Annotated in this window: 18 protein-coding genes, 4 tRNA genes and 1 pseudogene; 15 read left to right on the forward strand and 8 right to left on the reverse strand. The window is 35.5% G+C overall.

Annotated elements, in window-relative coordinates; genetic code table 11:
• Positions 1–85 precede the first annotated feature (85 nt).
• The 4 genes from M23134_RS12220 to M23134_RS12235 all read left to right on the forward strand — a co-directional run bounded on the left by M23134_RS12220 (position 86) and on the right by M23134_RS12235 (position 4,133).
• Positions 86–637, forward strand: coding sequence for a SiaB family protein kinase (locus M23134_RS12220; protein ID WP_002696435.1), 552 nt, complete (start codon positions 86–88; stop codon positions 635–637).
• 122 nt (positions 638–759) lie between these two features.
• Positions 760–1,155: a DUF1987 domain-containing protein gene (locus tag M23134_RS12225; RefSeq protein ID WP_002696438.1), complete on the forward strand. Its 396-nt coding sequence runs from the start codon at positions 760–762 to the stop codon at positions 1,153–1,155.
• Between the two features lie 252 nt (positions 1,156–1,407).
• Positions 1,408–3,432 carry a tetratricopeptide repeat protein gene (locus M23134_RS12230; protein ID WP_002696440.1) on the forward strand — a complete coding sequence of 675 codons (2,025 nt, stop codon included), beginning with the start codon at positions 1,408–1,410 and terminating at the stop codon, positions 3,430–3,432.
• A gap of 305 nt (positions 3,433–3,737) precedes the next feature.
• Complete coding sequence (locus tag M23134_RS12235; protein WP_002696442.1) at positions 3,738–4,133, forward strand: DUF1987 domain-containing protein; 396 nt, start codon at positions 3,738–3,740, stop codon at positions 4,131–4,133.
• A 37-nt stretch (positions 4,134–4,170) separates the two neighbouring features.
• Here M23134_RS12235 and M23134_RS12240 read toward each other — a convergent pair whose 3' ends face one another.
• On the reverse strand, positions 4,171–5,022 hold the full coding sequence (locus M23134_RS12240) for a hypothetical protein (protein ID WP_002696444.1): 852 nt from the start codon (positions 5,020–5,022) through the stop codon (positions 4,171–4,173).
• The gene (locus M23134_RS12245) at positions 5,019–6,008 is read right to left on the reverse strand and encodes a vWA domain-containing protein (protein ID WP_045113492.1); all 990 of its coding nucleotides are present in this window, start codon (positions 6,006–6,008) and stop codon (positions 5,019–5,021) included. The genes M23134_RS12240 and M23134_RS12245 overlap by 4 nt, the downstream gene beginning before the upstream one ends.
• 392 nt (positions 6,009–6,400) lie before the next feature.
• On the opposite strand from M23134_RS12245, the gene M23134_RS12250 reads away from it, so the two are divergent.
• The 6 genes from M23134_RS12250 (at position 6,401) to M23134_RS41090 (ending at position 8,385) form a co-directional block, all read left to right on the forward strand.
• Positions 6,401–6,487, forward strand: a tRNA-Ser gene (locus M23134_RS12250).
• Between the two features lie 20 nt (positions 6,488–6,507).
• Positions 6,508–6,582, forward strand: a tRNA-Pro gene (locus M23134_RS12255).
• A gap of 60 nt (positions 6,583–6,642) precedes the next feature.
• Positions 6,643–6,716, forward strand: a tRNA-Arg gene (locus tag M23134_RS12260).
• A gap of 177 nt (positions 6,717–6,893) precedes the next feature.
• A tRNA-Pro gene (locus tag M23134_RS12265) sits at positions 6,894–6,968 on the forward strand.
• Positions 6,969–7,319: 351 nt separating this feature from the next.
• On the forward strand, positions 7,320–7,520 hold the full coding sequence (locus M23134_RS12270) for a hypothetical protein (protein ID WP_002696450.1): 201 nt from the start codon (positions 7,320–7,322) through the stop codon (positions 7,518–7,520).
• A 415-nt stretch (positions 7,521–7,935) separates the two neighbouring features.
• Complete coding sequence (locus tag M23134_RS41090; RefSeq protein WP_157558458.1) at positions 7,936–8,385, forward strand: hypothetical protein; 450 nt, start codon at positions 7,936–7,938, stop codon at positions 8,383–8,385.
• On the opposite strand, the gene M23134_RS12275 is transcribed toward M23134_RS41090, so the two are convergent.
• Positions 8,303–9,445: a hypothetical protein gene (locus M23134_RS12275; protein ID WP_157558275.1), complete on the reverse strand. Its 1,143-nt coding sequence runs from the start codon at positions 9,443–9,445 to the stop codon at positions 8,303–8,305. The genes M23134_RS41090 and M23134_RS12275 overlap by 83 nt on opposite strands.
• A gap of 262 nt (positions 9,446–9,707) precedes the next feature.
• Between M23134_RS12275 and M23134_RS12280 the strand changes: the two genes are divergently transcribed.
• The 5 genes from M23134_RS12280 (at position 9,708) to M23134_RS12300 (ending at position 16,852) form a co-directional block, all read left to right on the forward strand.
• Positions 9,708–10,322 (forward strand): leucine-rich repeat domain-containing protein, encoded by a 615-nt coding sequence (locus M23134_RS12280; RefSeq protein WP_002696452.1) that lies wholly within the window; start codon positions 9,708–9,710, stop codon positions 10,320–10,322.
• Positions 10,323–10,991: 669 nt separating this feature from the next.
• Positions 10,992–11,954 carry an IS110 family RNA-guided transposase gene (locus M23134_RS12285; protein ID WP_002696454.1) on the forward strand — a complete coding sequence of 321 codons (963 nt, stop codon included), beginning with the start codon at positions 10,992–10,994 and terminating at the stop codon, positions 11,952–11,954.
• Between the two features lie 296 nt (positions 11,955–12,250).
• Positions 12,251–14,377: an ATP-binding protein gene (locus tag M23134_RS12290; RefSeq protein WP_002696455.1), complete on the forward strand. Its 2,127-nt coding sequence runs from the start codon at positions 12,251–12,253 to the stop codon at positions 14,375–14,377.
• On the forward strand, positions 14,374–15,744 hold the full coding sequence (locus tag M23134_RS12295) for a DNA double-strand break repair nuclease NurA (RefSeq protein WP_002696457.1): 1,371 nt from the start codon (positions 14,374–14,376) through the stop codon (positions 15,742–15,744). The genes M23134_RS12290 and M23134_RS12295 overlap by 4 nt, the downstream gene beginning before the upstream one ends.
• Positions 15,737–16,852, forward strand: a complete 1,116-nt coding sequence (locus tag M23134_RS12300; protein ID WP_002696459.1) for a DNA methyltransferase — start codon at positions 15,737–15,739, stop codon at positions 16,850–16,852. Before M23134_RS12295 ends, M23134_RS12300 begins: the two co-directional genes overlap by 8 nt.
• Before the next feature lie 270 nt (positions 16,853–17,122).
• Here M23134_RS12300 and M23134_RS42710 read toward each other — a convergent pair.
• From M23134_RS42710 to M23134_RS12315, 5 genes and pseudogenes are all read right to left on the reverse strand, one after another.
• Positions 17,123–17,356, reverse strand: a pseudogene (locus M23134_RS42710) (NYN domain-containing protein); the annotation flags it as partial.
• A gap of 90 nt (positions 17,357–17,446) precedes the next feature.
• Positions 17,447–17,614, reverse strand: a complete 168-nt coding sequence (locus M23134_RS41095; protein WP_002696462.1) for a PIN domain-containing protein — start codon at positions 17,612–17,614, stop codon at positions 17,447–17,449.
• A gap of 660 nt (positions 17,615–18,274) precedes the next feature.
• The gene (locus M23134_RS12305) at positions 18,275–18,643 is read right to left on the reverse strand and encodes a hypothetical protein (protein WP_002696464.1); all 369 of its coding nucleotides are present in this window, start codon (positions 18,641–18,643) and stop codon (positions 18,275–18,277) included.
• Between the two features lie 82 nt (positions 18,644–18,725).
• Entirely contained in the window at positions 18,726–19,217 is a 492-nt protein-coding gene (locus M23134_RS12310) for a TraM recognition domain-containing protein (protein WP_002696465.1), read from the reverse strand.
• 285 nt (positions 19,218–19,502) lie between these two features.
• Complete coding sequence (locus M23134_RS12315; protein WP_002696466.1) at positions 19,503–20,009, reverse strand: helicase HerA domain-containing protein; 507 nt, start codon at positions 20,007–20,009, stop codon at positions 19,503–19,505.
• Positions 20,010–20,020: the final 11 nt, after the last annotated feature.

The following is a 20,020-nucleotide window of genomic DNA, read 5'->3' on the forward strand; positions in this document are numbered from 1 at the left end:
GATTCTTAAGGCATTCATGACAGTTCGCCTATTTGTTTGGGAATCTTTTTCTTTTTTGTTTACTTCGCAATATATTTAAATGACTATGAGTAAAGAGGTTACCAAGGAGTTTAACTTTTTTGAGTATCACGATCAGATCAATCAGGAGAATATCATTCTTTCTTATAAAGGACCGATTACAGCAATGCTTATTGCTGAGTTGAGCAGGGATATAAGAGCAGAAATACAGGGCAACAGAAAGGCTTCAAAGAAAGTATTTTCTATTTTTATGGAATTAGCCCAAAATGTTCTATATTATTCCAGTGAAATAAATCTTTTTGGTGACAAAAACAGGGTAGGGACTATTTTTATTGTAAATGAAGATGAGCACTACAAAGTAATTGTGGGGAATATGGTTAAAAATACAATCACCTCTGACCTGAAAGAACGTTGCCATAAAATAAAAGAACTCGAAAGAAGTGAGCTAAGGGCTTATAAGCGTGAACTTAGAGATCACCCATATCATAATGATGAAAGCAGTGAGGCAGGCATTGGCTTAGTACAGGCTGCATTGACTGCAGATAGCTTTGAAATGAAAATTATTGAAATGAGCAATGAATATTCATTTTTTGTGTTATTTTTAACTGTACAAAAATAAAGTATTTTTTTTACAAGATTTTCATAATAATATGGTACGCTTTTAGTATAACTTATGCTATAATAAAATTGTATTAACTTGTATTTTGGCGAAAATAAATAATAATATATAATTATTAAAAAATGGAAGATTTAGAGATTAAAGGTGAAAGCGGTGTTTTCTACATCCCTACTGTACATTTGAATGCTTCTACGGGTGAATGTGAAATTTCTGGCGAATCTTACCTTGAAGACACCGACGAATTTTATAATACAATCATCAAATGGATTGAGCAATATGTTCAAGAGGTAAAAAATGCGATTACCTTTAATTTTAGACTTACTTACTTCAATACGAGTTCTTCTCGTGGAATATTAGATGTACTGCGTGCATTGAAGAAGTACGAAGATGATGGAGGTTCTGTAACAATTAACTGGTACTATCCTGACGATGATGACAGTATTGCTGAAGAAGCCGAAGATTATATGAAAAGTACCGGACTTAAAATCAACATGTTCTCTTTTGAGCCAGAAGATTAAGAACTCTATATTGTTATTTAAAACTTTGTATACTCACATAAGTACATGTTTTGAAAAACTTGTTTCAAAACATGTACCTATTACAAAAGTTGCGTATACCTTGATCTAACAGAGATATTAAAAGCATAAAAAAGAGCTTTTATAATGGAAAATGTGTATTTTGTGGAATAAAATTGCCCAACAGTATTTCCATATTCAACGGCTTTGTTATTTTGGAAAATGTACTCTGTATGAAGGTGAATAAAAAACTATATGATTAATAGTGCTAATATTGGCTTAAAAGTATCAGGTTATACTTTACTGTTTGTAGTAATGCTATTACTTGCATGTCCTGTTTTAGGGCAACCTACCAATAAAAAGCAACTATTACAAGACAACAAAATTGAACGACTTAAGCTTCTCTACAAAAGTACCAAGTCAGACACCAGCAGGGTTAAGATACTTAACCAACTCTATAAAGAACTTATTTCAAGTGAACCCCTCCAGGCTAAAAAATACGCCGAAGAAGCCCTTAACATTTCCGAAAAACTCAATTACTTTCTTGGCATAGCCAAAAGCTCCGACAATGTAGGCAATGTGTACTATGACCAGGGAGCTTATCTACAGGCTTTAGAATACTACCATAAATCGCTCAAGTTTAAAGAAAAACTCGGCAATAAAATACAAGTAAGTAAGGCATACAACAAACTTGCAAATACTTATGTACGCAAAGGAGACCAAAAATCTGGTAGAGAGTTTTACGAAAAATCACTGAAACTAAGCCAAGACATTGGCTACAATAAAGGTGTGATTACTACCTTGACCAACCTGGGCAGCTATTACAACTCAGTAGCTGACTATGAAAAAGCCCTTGAGTATCACTTAAAGGCAATTCAGGTAGAAGGTTTAGACGATAAAAAAGTACTTGCCTATAATTACAACAGAATAGGGGATTTGTACTTACGTAAAAGTGATTACTCTTTAGCGTTGCGTTATTACCGACAAGAGCTATTGGTGGCACGCACTGACGGTGATGACGTAGAAATGCAAAAAGCTTATCGGGGGATTTCTGAAGTATATGCCAAACGCAATGACTATCAAAAAGCCTATGAGTATTATCAGCTTTTTGCCCAAACCAAAGAGTTGATTACTCAAAGAAAGAGCAAAGAAAAAATTAAAGAGATTCAATCGCTGTTTGACGCCCAGAAAAAACAAAATTTAACCGAGATATTACTGCTTACCCAAAACCAGAAAATAAAAGACGATCGTATTGCGCAACGTAATAAACTTTTGGGAGTAGTAGCTTTTGCCTTTGTAGCAGTACTTACCTTGGCATTTTTCTTTTATCGCAACAATGTGCGTACCCAACGTATCAATCAATTGTTAGAAAAGAAAAGTAAAGAACTGGAAGAAAACAGTACTGAGCTCAAAAAGCAAATTCAGCAGAACATTGCCAAAGAGGAGGCCATTAACCGCCAAAAACGTACCCTCGAACAGGCATTGGATGAGATTGAACGTAAAAACAAAAATATTACGGCAAGTATCAATTACGCCAAGCGTATCCAAGAGTCAATGTTGCCGTTCAGTGAAGAAATTACCCGACACCTTCCCGAACACTTTATATTTTTTAAGCCCCGCGATATTGTAAGTGGTGATTTTTATTATTTTACTACCAAAAACGGTAAAATAATTATTGCTGAAGTAGACTGTACCGGACACGGGGTACCTGGTGCGATTATGTCAATGTTGGGCAACGATTACTTGAATCAAATTATCAACCTGCAAGGCATTACGTCGCCCGATCAAGTACTAAACGAACTACATAAAAACATACGTACTACGCTCAAGCAAGACGAAACTGAAAATCGGGATGGAATGGATATAGCACTCATTGTGATTGATCCAGAAACCCGCACCCTTGAGTTTGCTGGAGCAAGTAGCCCACTTACACTGATGCAAAATGGTGAAATGGACATCTTGTTGTCGAGTGAACTGCCTATTGGAGGCTTTCAGAAAGACAAAGAGCGCGTATTTACCAAACATACCGTATCATTTGCCGAACCTACCACCTTTTATGTGTTTTCTGATGGGTTTCAAGATCAATTTGGCGGACCAAGAGGACGACGTTTTGCCAAGAAAAAACTTCGCAAACTGCTTTTCGAAATCCACGAAAAACCAATGGTAGAGCAAAAGAAAATGCTGGATAATACCTTGAAAGACTGGATGTATGACCCAAAGCATAAAAGGGAACACAAGCAGATAGACGATATTTTGGTGATAGGTGTACACCTTGGCTAATCAGGCCATTAAATAATTTCCCCTTGCATAATTGATTTTGAAAGTTATTTCACTATTTTTAAATTTCAACTCAAACTTCTGATGACTTCATAAATAATCACAATCGCTTATATAAATAAGAATGATGTATCAAACATTTGATGCTGATTGTTGTGAAACGTATAATGTCAAGTATAATACAAGGTGTACCCCATTCATGAAGACATTGATGCCTTATATAAAAGCTTGTCAGTGATTATATAGTAGAAGTTTTTCAGGAAAAAAAAATACTAATAGCACAAAGTGTCCACACGCGATATATTTTTATGATGGAAGAATTATTTGTTGAAGAGACGGATACTACCCCTCAGGTTCATTTTAACCCAGAAGAAGGTAGCATTGAAATTAAAGGTATTTCTATCCCAGAAGACGCAGAAGCTTTCTATAACCCCATCTTGGCTGACCTTCAGGCATATATTGAAGATGAACCAAAGGCTCAAACAAATGTGTTGTTTAAACTTGTGTATATCAACACGGGAACTTCGGCTATGGTTGCAAAATTGATTAAAATTGTAGAGGCACTGGAGGAAAAAGAGAATTGCGAAATTAACATCACTTGGTACTACGAAGAAGAAGATGAGGATATGAAAGACCTGGGTGATTATTTCAGTTCGTTTACTGAGCTTGTCTTTGACTTTATACCAATGGAAGAAATAGAATAAACATTGGGTGAGGAATGTACTGCCTCACCTATCCTAATTACCAGTCAGGTTTACTTTTTTCGTACCCCTTTTTAGCCTTTTTATTGCGTCGTCTTTTTTGTTGTAAATATTGAATTTCCTGGTTTTTGAGGGCTTCAAATATAGTTTTGATCTTCTCCTGGTTAATATTTACTGCTTTGAGTTTATCTTCTCTTAGCTTATTTTTATCCTTTTTTTTATTACCTGTTTTCGAACCATCCTCTTTGCCCTCAGGGTCTTGTTTTTCGAGGCGGTCTTTCCCATTTTTTGATTCCTTTTTCTTGGCACGTTTTTCCTCAGAGTCACCTTCTCCTTCTTCAGAAACTGTTTTCTGCTTTTCACCATTGCCATTACTTTTGGTCTTTCTCGATTGAGACTTACGTTTTTTCTTAGAGGAATTCTTTTCGGCAAATTTTCTTAGTGCTTCTAGTTTTTTTCGTAACAACTCGTAATTATAGCGTGCCTCCAGGTTTTTGGGGTTCTTTTTGATGGCTTTCTTGAAAAGCTTGAGGGCAGTTCGGAGGTCTTCTATCGAAGAGTCTTGGTTATAGTTTTCTTCAGAGATCATACCTAATTGGTGATAGGCAAGTGAGCTTAAGGTAGGGTTTTCATTTTTAGATGCCAACACATAATACTTGCGGGCATTGAGCCATTTTTTTGTTTTGTAATAAGCGTGTGCCAGGTTAATATAAACGTTGGGATCATTTATTTGAAGCTGCTCCACCAAGTGTTCGTACCTGTGGATGGCTACTAGGTAGTTTTTGTCTTCGAAAGCTTTCTGAGCCTTCCACTGCGTATCGTTTACTTCAGATACGTAAGTAAGAGGGTTGATAACCAAAAACAATGATAATATGGTCAAATACTTGATCATAAACTAATAACTTTTACTGTAATTAATACATCAAGAAACAACAGTGCCAACGCTGCCCAGGCAAAATAAGCATATTTGTTAGAGGATACATCTATGTTGCGTACATCCAGTTTTTGCCCTTTTATTTCCTGAATTGTATTGATGAGTTCGGGAATTTCGTTTTTAGTTTCCGATACCTCAAAAAAGCGTCCATTGGTTTGTTCGGCAATGGTTTGCAAACTGGTAGTACTTAGTTTTGAAAGTACTACTTTACCTTTTTTATCTTTTTTAAAGCCCAGTGAGGTAGGTATTTTGCCTCCTTGTAAGCTACCTACACCTACGGTAAACACCCTGATGTTGTTTTGTTTATACTGGTCGACAATTGCTGTGTAACGATCGCCAAACTCCTCACCATCGCTAAATAATACCACCACTTTAGCGTACTCATTTTGTTGTTTTCTGTTCGACTTGTTTGCTTCTTGGTATTTTTTGAGTACCAGCTCTAAAGGAGCATAAAAATCGGTACCAGCGTTGCCTATGGGCATCAGGTTGGTATTCAGTATTTGGGTAAAAAGGTTAAGCGCTCCTTTGTCGTAGGTGAGGGGGCAATGCATAAATGCACTGGACGAAAAAATAACCAGGCCTATGCGATCAGACTTGAGCGTGTTGATGATATTGCTTAACTCGTATTTTATTTTCTCTAGCCTTGAGGGTGGTATATCGGTGGCTTTCATTGATAAAGAGAGGTCTACCGCAATAAAAATATCTTTGCCTACTACGGCAATAGATTTTTTGCCAAAACCAAACGATGGACCTAACAGGGCTATAATAAGCAAAGCAAAGTAGATAATGCGAAGCGGAAGTTTAAAGAATACCCATCGATAGTGGGTGTTTAACGCATGGGCAATCCGGCGTATTCTTAATATATAAAATGTAGTAGCTACTAAAAATGTGGCTATGAGTATATATTCAACTATGCCTATGTCCTGGTACCACTGTAATCCCATTGAGTTTGTGCGCAAATAGTTGGAAGGTTCTTGTGCATACAAGAAGGTGAAACATTCATTTATTTTAGTAATCATGCCCAAATAAGAGTACTCTAACTTGTTTGATTACTAAACAAAGGTACTAATAGTAAATTTAAATTTTATTTGTTTTGGATATTTTCCTTTCAATACTAAATTTGCATTCACATTGCAAAACGAAGCAGTATGAGTTATTGAAATCACTAACAAGGTACAAAAAAAGAGTACATTGATTGATAGATCATTTGCTGTTTAAATACTTGATTATAAAGAGCTTAAATTTTTTTAAAAAAAAGTTGAGTTTCATTTGATAATTAAAATACATCTGTTACCTTTGCAATCCAATTTGATAGAAACAATCAACAAACATTCACGGAGAGGTGGGTGAGTGGCTGAAACCACATGTTTGCTAAACATGCGTACGAGAAATCGTACCGGGGGTTCGAATCCCCCTCTCTCCGCTATTTGATTGTTATTTGTTCGGGGTGTGGCGCAGTCCGGTTAGCGTACCTGCTTTGGGAGCAGGGGGTCGCAGGTTCGAATCCTGCCACCCCGACTATCAAATTATCCAAAACCCGTAACGTTACGGGTTTTCTTTTTAAAGCATACTTTTATTGGTTCCATAGCTCAACTGGATAGAGCAACTGCCTTCTAAGCAGTAGGTTGATGGTTCGAGTCCATCTGGAATCACAAGTATAAAGTGTTGGTAATCACTTGCTTATCAACACTTCTTTATTTAAACTTTTTACTGCACTATTTTTCGGTGTAAATATAGTGTAAACAACTGTTTGACTCAATTTAGTTAATTTTGATATAGGTTAAAAAATAACCTTTCAAATTTTTATTTGAGTTTCCTAAAAAATTGTTCGGGGTGTGGCGCAGTCCGGTTAGCGTACCTGCTTTGGGAGCAGGGGGTCGCAGGTTCGAATCCTGCCACCCCGACATTTTAGAACCTGTCTTACGACAGGTTTTTCTTTTTCGAAGCCATTTCAAAAACCTTATCCATTCTAAAGTCTTTCACTTTCTTTCTGGTGTTAATATAGTGTAATAAAATAAGCTGCCTTGCTGAAAGCAAGAGAGCCATTTTTAGGAGCATTAATATATTTTTGACATAACTCATTATCTTAAGTATTTTAATTTTAGTATACAGCTTCTATGGCTATTTACTGAATTAAATATTTATTAGATGATAGGCGGTGTATCAAAAAAAATGTTGATTTTTAAATACACAATAAGTAAATACAAAGCCTAACAAAAAAATAAAAATGGTCTATGTGACCTAAAACACTTATTATGAAGAAATTTGATACTTTAGAAGAAGCTTTTCATCACTTTTTAGAAAACGTGTATCCTAAGCTTCCACCTGCAAGAAAAATCAAGTACAAAGATGCTCGGTACGATTTTTTGAAACGTAAGTCTATCTCGCACAACAAGATTGAATCTATTCTTGAAGATTATGCTACGATAAGGATGGAAGTTACTTTTGAAGAGTAGGCATCATTATTATCAAGATTGACCAGTAGGTTTTCCTGCTGGTTTTTTTAAAAAACGGTGGTTTTTGTGGACTCAAGGTAATTCTGCATAATATTAGAGTGTATTGTCTCAATGTATTTATCTATGCTAAATAATCGAGACAGATTTAGACAATCAATGATTTGGGTTGTTTTTGCTCTTTAAATCATTGAGCTAAAAAATCAGAATAAGAGATTCATACATTTATGGTAAGAATGATGAAAGGTTGGGGAGTTTATTTTAAAGTAAACTTGCTAATATTAAGTAGAACAACTTTTAGTCAGGACTAACAGTAAGCTTGATAGCTGGTTGTGATACTTTCCGTTGTTTAAAACAGTCTAATCTATTTATATTTGCTATGATTATTAATTTATAATTTTGTTACTACTTGCTTGGTATGAGTTACCTTGAAGAATTCTTACGCTTACTTAGCTCTATTGATACAACCAATGTCACTTTGGCACTTGAAATGGCTAAAGGATTACCAGACATTGATGTAGCCTATTACCTTAATAACTACAAAATACTTTACCAGCACTTCTTTGATGAGGTATTTGAAGACATTGATGGGGAACAAATTGTTCAAGTAAACGAATTGAAAGAGCTAGATATGTCATTTGAGACCTTTGAAAGGCTTTCTAAGCCACTTAGTCATTTATTTAGCTTACAAAATCTAATATTACATAATCACAAATTAATAGCTTTACCAGACGAGATTAAAAGCTTTGTTCAGTTACAAAGCTTATCTTTAATTTGTAATTATTTCATTGTTTATAACTATTTGATTTACAAATGTTTGCTATTAATTTTTCTTGCAAAAGGTCTAAAATATCCGGGTCTGAATTAAGGGTTCGCTGTATGGTAATGAACCCTTTTTTGTTAAAACCCTTCATTTGTTTTCTGATCCATTTCACCAGTTTTTGTGCGTGCAAGGCTACATAAGAAAATCGGTATAACTTGAATTCAAAACCTTTTTTGTCTTTTGTTCTGGCTTCCCCAATTTGGAGCACATGTTTGAGTAATTTGAAAAACTGTTCAATATAAGTTCTCTGAAACCAGTGTCTTCGCAAGGTTTTGGCGAAAATATGTTTACTTGTGCTATAAATAACACTTACTTTCTTTGATCCATTGAGCCGAAAAAACAGCAAAGTTACAGCTTGTTTCTTGCTACAATAATAGGCACTTATTCTCCTTTTAAAAGTGGTTTTATCTTCCTCAGGAAGCATTTTTTGACTCGCTTGATGAGCTTGCTCTGCTGGGATAAATTCTTTCTCAATCCAATCAGAGAGCTTTACCTTTTGACCCTCTATTACCACATAATGAGATTTTTTGGTTACACTGATGTAACAAAGTCCATTTTGGGCACAACTTTCTGCCAAAGCCTCATTACTATATCCATTGTCACAACTCAGGTGAAGTGTAGGAAAATCATACCCAGTTCTAGTCAGCTTTTTGCGATATTCTCCCCAGCGCCTCACAAGCTTTTGAGCTACTTTTGCTGGTTTCTGATAAGCGTTGGAGGTTTTCTTCTTGATAAAATCAAAGAAAAGTGGGTAAAATACCCCATCAATGCTCACCCCAAGGGTCAACACCCGAAAACCATACACACTTGTACCAAACTGACCACTAAAAAATTTCCCGTAGCACTCCTCAAAATCTTTCAAATGATTCTGAGAAGATAGCCAACACCGAAACACGCTATCATCCAACACAACAGTGACCGTTGTTTTTGACCAACAACTTGAATCTTTTTCACTCATTTCTTGGAGTACCTGACCCAACTGAGCCGAAAAAACCTCTTCAAATAGCTTCCGAATGGTGCTAATAGATAAATTAGAAGCCAACTTTTGATAGCTGATTTGAGCAGAATTGCTCACAACCCCATGCTTCACTAAGATACTGTTCAAAGTAGGTAAACCTACCAATTGACCCAAATAAAAAACCTGCAGAAGCTTTTCTAGTTTAGTGCATTCCTCTAAACTCAAACACGATTTATCAAATGTTTCCGAAATGGTAGTAAATATGTTGACCTCCTCACAAAAATGACCACGAAAATATTTTTTTACTAAAGAGGATAGTTCTTTACGAAAGTTTTTTTAAAATGTATATTCATTGTAAAAGCTATTATGATGTTTTAGGAGATATAATAATAACCTTTTGCAATGAATTATGGGTATAATTAATTGGAATTCAATTTTTTATACCCTTTTTAATTTCTACAATTTAATAAACAATCACTTGGCAGTTTTACCGACAGGTATCAATAAACTTTCTGAATTAAGAGTGTTGGATTTAGAGGATAACAGGTTGACAAAATTACCTATAAACATTGGTAATCTTACCCAACTCAAATATTTGAACCTATCAGATAATGAGTTAACCACATTGCCTGAAGATGTAGGGAACTTCACTCAATTACAAGAGCTGTACTTGTCAGAAAATCAACTGGTTACTTTACCTGAAAGTATTTGTAAACTAACCCGATTGCAAGTATTGGATTTATCTTTTAATCAGCTAATAGTTTTGCCTGAAAATATCGGAGATCTTTCCTTATTGAAGGATATAGAATTAGGAAATAATCAATTAACTTCTTTACCAGATAGTATTGAAAGTCTCAAGATGATAGGAAGATTAGATTTAAGCAATAACTGTTTGACCACTTTACCAAAAGGTCTTAGTAAATTGCCTCAATTACGGGAGTTAGTGCTGATCAGCAATCCAATTAAGTCGAAGGAACTCCGAAAAATCCAGCATTGGTTACCTGATTGCGAAGTGGTTTTTTGATACTTTTATCAAGTTTGGCAAAAATTAATATCCCTTCTTGTTGGTTTACTGATACTAACCTATCAAGCAATCACTACACGAATACTCACAATTCTCTGATTTTGAGTAGCTTGTGTTCGAAATAGTCGTTAGTCAGCTTATGCTAAAACCCAATGATTAAGGCATTGCTATGATTTTTTTGTTAAACAGGTGGTTTTTGTGGACTCAAGGTGATTATTATGAAAACAGGGTTTTGCTTTCAAATACTACGTCAAACTGATTAAAAACGAATATTTTCCGACTATTCTAAAACTATAATACTGAATATTATCTGACACAGTTCACTGAACTCTCTCAGTCTTGGTTTCAATAGTGGTGTTGTGGTTAATTGTGTATTTTTGTAAACAGCATAAAAGTAAACCCTTACAGTTGAGTACTTAAAATCCGTCAGGTTTGCCACAAAAACCTCATACATTTGACAATGTTTTGTGAAGGCAAATAAAATTTGTTTTTTTATAAAAAGGAAGTAGCACACTGATAAAACCTTAGGGCTTCACCCTGTCTGTCAAGATATGGCTACTTCCTATATTTCCGTATATGTTGGACAGTTCTTTAGGCATCAAGCCTGTGTAATGAAGATAATATCCATACGGAATTTCATTAAATAGCAAGATGTAAAATTAACAAATTATGGCACATTACATAGGTTTTGATATTGGGAAATTGACAATTCACTATGCTTATTATAAGAATGGAGAACTTGTTCAAGGGGAGTTGAAGAACCAATTAGATAAAATAGAAGCGTTTATAGCACAACTTCCTTCCGACAGTCATGGAGTAATGGAAGCTACTGGTTTGTATCATTTCCCTTTGGCTTATGCTTTACAGGCGCAAGGCTTTATTTTAACAGTAGTTAATCCAGCGGCTAGCAAAGGGTATTCTCAATCATTACTTTCTATTAGTAAGACTGATGCCTCTGATGCAGTGATGCTTCAAAGACTTGGTGAAGAGCGCCAGTTAAAGGGTATGATGCTTCCTGACAAGGATTGGCAAACCCACCGTCATCGTTTACTGAATCTACAGCATTTACAAAATGATATACAGAAGTTAAAAAACCGTATCAGTGAACTAAGCTTCCATCCCCAGCCTGATGATTTAAGTGTAATGATGATAGAAGACCAACTTGAATTGTTGCAACGTCAGCAAAAACAACTGGAGGAAAAAGTAACACAGGAATTGCCTCAAAATTATCAAAAGCAACTCGTGTATGGAGTAAGTGTCAAAGGTATTGGTAAAAAAACTGCCACTTTTTTATTACTTTTTACTCAAGGACTCAAGGACTTTTCTTCTCCCAAGGCGTTGGCTAAATTTATTGGGATTGCCCCTAATATTTACCAATCAGGAAGGTATCAGAAAAGAGGACGTATTTGTAAAAAAGGACATCCCCAACTGCGAAGCCTGCTTTATAATTGTGCGAAGTCTGCCAAAAGATATAATAGTGCTTGCAAAGCTTTATACGAAAAACTAAGAGCCAAGGGGAAACCACACAAAATCGCTATGGTTGCAATAATGCATAAGTTAGTAAGACAGTTTTTTGCCGTGATAAAAAATGAAACCCTTTATCAAGATGATTATCAACTCAACAAAGGGTAATAACAAATTTTATTTGGAGAAAAATTTGATTTTTAACACAGTTCTTCAACAACCACCCTATCCAAAAACTACCTCTTTTGCTGCCCAGCAATTGGAAAATGCAACAAGGTTAGGATAGCACCCCTTTGAATGAGGGGATACAATAATACTCAAAAGACGAACGGAAATTTTTGATGTATAAAGAAAATGCATATTTTACAACTTATTTTTCACTCATAGGATAAAGGCCTTTTCTATCTATCAACATTTTAAAAAACAAAACCTAAGCCGTGTATCCTTTTTAACCTTATTCAAATATGAGTATTGTCAATGCAATCCAAGGAGATATTGATTTTAATAAAGAAAATGAGGTAAAACAACGATTTGAAAAACTCATTCAAATAAATCAATATATAGGAGATTTGTACTCTATTAATTATGAAACTGCTAAAGTAGTTGTGCATGATTATCATCGTCAGCAGGTTGGTGGTATTCCGAGTTTATGTTTCCTAATAGCTACAAGAGTTGATCCTACTTCAGACAACATCGACTTTAAAGATGAAGACTCTTCATTTATTTTACTTCGTGTTATGGATTCTGCTCATCTGCCACAAGATAAAGAGGCTGAGCGAATTAGAGTTGAGACCGCACAGAGAATTAGCGGTGAAACAAATACTAATTGGGATGAAGAAGGAGCTATGGATTATCGAACTAGGAGGTTGTTAGGGTTTGCAGGCATTCAATGCCGAATTATAGGCACCTTCTATTTTGAAGAAGATCAGAGAAATTCCGAAGCACCTTTGAGTTTAAAATTTGGCAGTGATATTTCTAATTACTATCCTAATCAAGGTTTGAAAGTATACAAGCCAAACAGTAAAGCCCTTGAAGAGATAATTAATTATTGTGATTCATCTACCCTTCGTTCACATATTGAAAAATATAAAAACTCAGAGAGGGTAAGACTAGGACAGGTAAGATATGCTTCAACGAATAGAAAATATCAAAAAATTGATGATGTACCTGTATACATTTATCCTGCTGACTTATTATCTCAAAAATCAGCTCTTTTTGGTATGACTCGTACAGGTAAATCCAATACAACCAAAATCATTGCAAAATCAGTTTTCGAACTAAGGAAAACTAGTAACTCTGAAGATAAACCATTAAGGATTGGGCAAATTATATTTGATCCTAATGGGGAGTATGCTAATGAAAACTCACAGGATTCTGATGGTAACGATAATCCAAATGCCCTGAAAAATATTTGGGAACAATTACCTAATTCAACAAAATCTGATGAAGTAGTAACCTACGGTATCACACCTCATCCAAATGATCCTGATAGAAATTTAATGCTCTTGAACTTCTTTACTGATGATAATCTACAAACAGGGAAGTCCATAATTGGTAGCGTTCTCAGTGATGATTCTGCAACTTATATCAAAAATTTTTTACAGGTCATTTTTGAAAAACCTGATGTAAATGATAGAAGAGCTCTGACTCGTTATAATAGGCGAGTTCTTGCCTATCGTTCAGTCCTTGCTAGGGCAGGTTTCGCAATCCCTCAAAATATTAGACCAAATACTACCCGTCTTTTTAATGCAAATCTGATTGCTGCTTTGCAAAATTACCAAGGAGATAATGCCGCTGAATACCAATCTGCGGCTCAAACATTTGGAAATACTAGTCCAACCTGGGGGCAACTCGCTAATGCATTTGAGGCATTAGATAAATTCATGAGGGAACGTAATTCAGGGTATAATGATTTTGAAACAACTTATGTAAATCGCCCAAATGGTTCTGGTGAAAGATGGGCTGATGATAACTTTAAAAAGATAATTGGTGTGTTTCAGTATCCCAATGGAACAAGAAAAATAGGAAAGGCGGCAGAGCAACATAGTGCAGATACCAGACTTGATTATTCAGAAGAAATATATAAACACTTGGTCAAAGGTAAACTAGTCATCATTGACCAGTCAAGTGGAGAACCCGATTTAAACAAATCCTCTGCCGAACGTATAATGTGGTACATTTTTAGAGAAAATCAAAAAGCTTTCAGAAATGGTGATAACCCACCTGAGATTTTAGTATATGTAGAAGAAGCACATAATATTTTGCCAGCAGGAAGTGATTTAGATACTTCTGATGTTTGGGTAAGAACGGCGAAGGAAGGAGCGAAATATAAAATAGGGATGGTGTATGCGACTCAAGAGGTAAGTAGTATTCAAAAAAATATTTTAAAAAATACAGCTAACTGGTTTATAAGTCACCTCAATAATACCGATGAAACGAAAGAACTCTGTAAGTATTATGACTTTGCTGATTTTGAACCATCAATTAGAAGAGCACAAGACAAAGGTTTTTTAAGAGTGAAAACCTTGAGTAATCTATTCGTAATACCCGTTCAAGTAAAATTGTTTCAAGTAAATCAAAGAAAGTCATGAGTTTTGAGGGAGAATTTGCTAGTTACGAACCTTTACGTAGAATACTTGAATCAAATAAAGTAAAAGAATTACAAGAACGATTTAAGATAAGAGAAAAAGTAGAGGAAGATGATGATTTCAATGAGAAAATAATACATATAAATGAGGTAAGAAAGAATAATCTCAAGCCAGATTTAGTAATTGCCTTCGATGGCAGCAATTTAACTGCCAAAGCAATGAATGGTTATCCAGGAGCTGAGTTTGGGTATATCACTGTGGCATCTGTAATAATTTTCTTAAGTAAAATAGCCAAACTAGAAAAAGAAAAGTTCATTGACCCGAAAAAATTCAGAGAAACCGAAGAAGCAGCTACTATTGATACTGTCTTCCCTGGTTGTAATGTTATTCTGGATAATGAAAAAAGTGCCAAAGCATCATTGAGAAAGGCTTTATTTGAATCATTGGCAAATACTGGTTTTGATGGAGGAGAATCTTTACTAGAAACATACGAATATTTATTCAGTATTAAAAGAGCTAATTTTAGTACTACAAAATTACCCAAGTCCCCAATAGAGGATTATGCTGATCAAGACATGACTTATGGTATGGGAGAATATACTTGCCCACATTCAGGTGAATCTTTGTACTCAACTGATGCTTTGAGACTCCATGAGTTGATGAACCCAGGTGGGAGTAATGGAGAAATGTTTGGTCAAATTATGGCTACCATTGAAAAATTAGTATTTGTCAATTTTTTAAGGACTTTTGAAAAAGTAGACGGTTGGTTATCTACACTTCGACGAGTAGCATTTATTCTGGATGGCCCTCTTGCTGTATTCAGTACATCTTCCTGGCTTGCCAAGGTTATTTCTTATGAAATAAAAAGGATCAATCATTTACAGAAAAAAATAAATGATACTGATCTGTTAATCGTAGGCATTGAAAAATCTGGAAACTTTTTTAATCACTTTCTAGAAATAGATACTACAAAGGATGGAATTACGGATAAATTTCCAGAGCAATCTGTATTACTATTGGATGATGATTATATTAAGAATAATATCATTTTCTCTGAAAGCAAAAAGCCTTATGGTTTAGATACCTATTTTGGTAGAAAGTTCTTTTATAAAACTGCATCTGGACAAAAGATCGTTCCAGTCATAGCCAGTTACAATGATTATGAACATGATCTCAGAACTGCTAACCCAAATCAGTTTGCTAGGCTTGGTGATGTAATGGAATTATTAGATAAACTGGTTTCGAATCAATACCCAAACTCGATATCACCATTAATTTCCGCACACGCGGAGGCTGCCCTGCCTTTAAACTTAGGTAAAAGAATTTTTGAAGACATTGCCAGAGAAATAAGAGAAACAACAAATGGTTAAAACCAAAATTAAAAATATCATCAAAGGTTTTAAAACCCCAGAAGCAAGGTGGGCGAGGTTTGGCCCTTATTATGCCATGTTTCCAGTGGATTTTGCTTTTGATGTAATCAATAAGTATTCAAAACGAGGTGATCACATACTCGATCCTTTTGCTGGTAGAAGCACTAGTATTTATGCCGGAGGAGCTTTGGGAAGACATGGGTTAGGAATAGAAATTAATCCAGTGGGTTGGCTTTATGGTAAGGTAAAATTAAACCCAGCTCCAAAACAGGATGTTGTAGATCGCCTATATGAAATATATGATAAGAGAAATTACTATAATAGGGCAATTAAAAAACTTCCAGAATTTTATAGAATATGCTATTGTGATGATGTTTTGAAGTTCCTTCTCTTTGCACGAAAAAATCTTGATTGGAAAAATGATGATGTAGATTCCACACTAATGTCTATCATTTTGGTATTTTTACACGCAAAGCTTGGGGAAGGTTTATCAAACCAAATGAGAATGACCAAGTCTATGGGTATGAACTATTCGGTAGAATGGTGGAAAGCTAATAATATGAGTAGTCCTCCTGATGTTAACCCTCTGAAACTGATGCTAAAAAAAATAAATTGGCGTTATGAGAAGGGAATGCCCAAAATAGCTGATAGCTCAGTACTTTATGGAGATAGTACTATTGAACTAGAAAATATTAATGCTGAGAAAAAGTTTTCTTTACTTTTTACTTCTCCTCCCTATTATTCTATTACAGATTATCATGCTGATCAGTGGCTTAGATTATGGATGCTAGGCGAAGAGGATAAGCCAAAGATTAGTAGTGTAAAACATAAAGGTAGGTTTTTTAATAAAAAAAACTATTATGATTTGTTAGATAATGTCTTTGGTAGTAGCTCGAAACTTATGAAACAAGATAGTGTCATTTACATTAGAACCGATAAGAGAGAGTTTACCTTAAATACTACACGTGAGATACTAAAAAAACACTTTCCTCATCATAAAGAAAGAATTTTATATAAGCCAATAACGAAGTCTACCAAAACTCAAACAAAGCTTTTTGGAGATAAATCTTTAAAACCTGGGGAAGTAGATATTATATTAAAAAGGTGAACTCTCTTTATAATGATTTTAGAGTTTATAGAGTAGTAGCAAGGTTGTGTAACTTCTTCGAGAGCGTTCATTAAACTGTACTTTTTCAAAAAATGATCATTGATTATCAGTACTTTATATTTTTTTGACACAGTTATCTGAATGGACTCACTTCTTCTTGAGTATCAAAAAAAACTTGCAATACCTCAAAAAATCTCTACAATCAAATCACGTTCATGAGGAGGGTCCGATCGTTCAGGTGTTAGTGCCTGTTCATGCGCCTCCATTTTTTTATTTTCTGAATAATCTGCTTTGTGCAGTTGATAAGTCAAATCTTTCACTTTTGTTAGTGATATTTTTCAGAAGCTTTGAGGTAGTACGACTGTCAGGCACGATTAGCCTCCCAAACACTCCTTTCTCCTTCCAAAACTTCACCAGCACATCAAAATCTCCATCACTACTTACCAAGATAAAGTGTTTGTGATCTTGCTCATAGTAATGCTGGGCAGCACTGAGAACTAGGTGGGTATCTACGTTTCACTTGATGGAATGCTTATTTCTAGTAATGGTTTTGAAGTATAGGGTATAGCCTAATGCTTTTAATCTATTGTAAAATCACTCGTATTCTGACAAGTAGCCCAAAAACATACACACTTTATCGGCTTTGAACTTATCTTTCAACAAGGTCATAAACTTTGCCCAATCCAGCAACCAACCACAAGATTGAATACCAAGGTGTACATTTTGGGTGTCTATAAAAACAACTGTGTGGAATGGGCTCATCTAGGTACTCGGTCATAAGTAAAATTTGAACTAGAAGTTCGCTAAGTTATGTAAATCACTTACTTGTAGGTTTGCGGTATTTTGAGTGGCTTTTTGTGGTATGTATAAATTAGTGATAGATCAAGCAAGGTTCTGCCAGTTGTTACCAAATTCAATTGGATTGCTCATTACTTTATCCAATGTTTTGAATAGGAAATAGCTTTTAACATGTGTAAATATGGTATCATCTTGTATCCTCTTAACCGTAGCTTTCATCAACGACTCTTTTTCAAAAACGCACAGTACTTGATGTCCATAAGATACACCATAAGCATCACTAATGCTTCATAGTTCGATAGCTTCTACGTGTTTTTTTAGTTGCTCCAAGGTTCTAAGCGTGTTCTTACCATTGTACATTTCAAGTGTATATAGACTCGCTTTCTTTCCTGTTGTATCAATTGTCTGGAATACCATATCAGGCACTAAAAAAGCTTTGTTTTTGATAGCAAATTTATTTCTGGAGCGAAGATTTTTATCACGGCGATTGTTTCATAGTGTATCAAAATAACGACTACAATAATGAACTTCTAGGTTGTTTTGTGCTGCCCGTAGGTTCATCGCTATTTCACAGTTTACGGTGTTTTTGCGATGGAAATAGTCTTGGTAAAACAGCGTAGCTGTTCATGCTGGTAGTTTAACTTCGTTAGGTAGTAACCCCAGGTGATGAATCAACGCTTGTTTACCGTATTTGGTCAAGTAATGAATATTTTCAAGCTTACCTAGTTGAGGAATCGCCCCAAACGTTTGATGTGCTACCAGTGGCTGGTTTTTTTTCAATCCTTGCCTCAACTCACGCAATGCTTCGTTGATGTTTTTGGTTTTACTCATAATTCCTAAATCTACCATTTGCGAGGCGGTCAGGAATTTGTATTTGGCAAGCGCCGACAAAATATTAGATTGGGCAAAAGTAACGGTGCGAAAGGCGGGCGTTTTGGCTGTAGGCATATTTGTTTGATAATGTAAATGATTATGCATTACTATCAATGCCATATTTAGGTTTAGGGGCTGCGTTTTGTTGCCTTAGCTCTTCATAATCTTGTGGTGGTTTTTTAGCGATATAAGAGCCAGCCTCTCAAGTAAGATGTTTTTTGAGGTCTTTTTTATCAGCCGCTTTTAGATGATATTTTTTCTTTTGGCGAAGCAAAAAGGCTGGTGGTTTAAACATACGTGGGGCAGCCCCTCCTGCACGTAAGAAGAACCCGTGTTTTTTTAAGTTGTCAAACTCCTTGGTTTTGATCCCTAGTTCTTTTGCCATGTGCTGTAAGGTGGTAGGAGAGTTAGCCCCTACAAACTTTACACTGGTATTAGAAAGAATCGTTTCTTTGAGTTTTTTACTGGTGATCTGGGCGAGATTTTGGTTTGCTAATATCAAGTGTAATCCATATTTTCTGGATTCAGCAAGAATACGCTCAATGCTGGTGGCTGATAAATAGTTTTGGCATTCATCGATAAATAAAAAGGTTGGTTTCCTTTTGGCTTTGCTCTGATACACCCTCCTTAATGCAATACTTTGCAACAATGAAATAATAAGCCTACCAAAGAGTTGAGATGTTTCGGTACCCATTTTTCATTGTGCCAGGTTAAATATGATCACTTTCCCCGAATCCACGGCTTCTTCCAAGTTAATTGTGCTTTTACCTTCAGTTAGATGATAAAAGGTTTGGGAGTTGAGTAGACTTTGTAATTTGGTATAGATAGATTGCTTCGTGATACGGTAAGTAGAATTAGTCGTAAAGGCTGATTTAAAAAACTCCTGATGCCTTGGGTGAGGGCTTTGCTGTCAAAGTTGTACTAAATCAGTGTTTAACTCATCATCCATAAAACGCTGAAGCTCACTGAGACTACTGTTTCACTTTCTGAGTAGTACTGCAATACAAGGCACAAGCAATGCTTCCATTTGCAAAGACAGCGTGCTACCTACAATCATTTCTTGAAAGATGCCAGCCAGCTCTTGGCTAAGTAAGTCAATCATCGCATCTCTTTCTTCAGGGTTTTTGATATTATTTGGTAACTCCAATGGGTTAATCACTGGGGTATACCCTGACTCCATATAAGGGTCAATGTAAAGAACTCTTTCTCTACCGCCTTCTTTCTGACCATTGAGCTGGAAACTAAACATTTCTTCTGCCAAGTCTCCGTGTGGGTCTAGTAAGAGTAAGCTATATTGATGGTTTTTATGGCTCTGCTTTTGGAGTGTGTAGAAAAGCACCTTCATTAACTCACTTTTTCCGCTACCACTTCTTCCAGTGATATACGTATGTTTTTTAAGCGCCGTTAACGGAATACCTAATGCTTTGGGGGTAGAAGGGATTCCTACTATTTTTTTTAACCAGGCAATTATTAGAAAGAATGGCATCGTATAGGTGG

Origin of the sequence: Microscilla marina ATCC 23134, from assembly GCF_000169175.1 — a bacterium.
GTDB classification, from domain to species: domain Bacteria; phylum Bacteroidota; class Bacteroidia; order Cytophagales; family Microscillaceae; genus Microscilla; species Microscilla marina.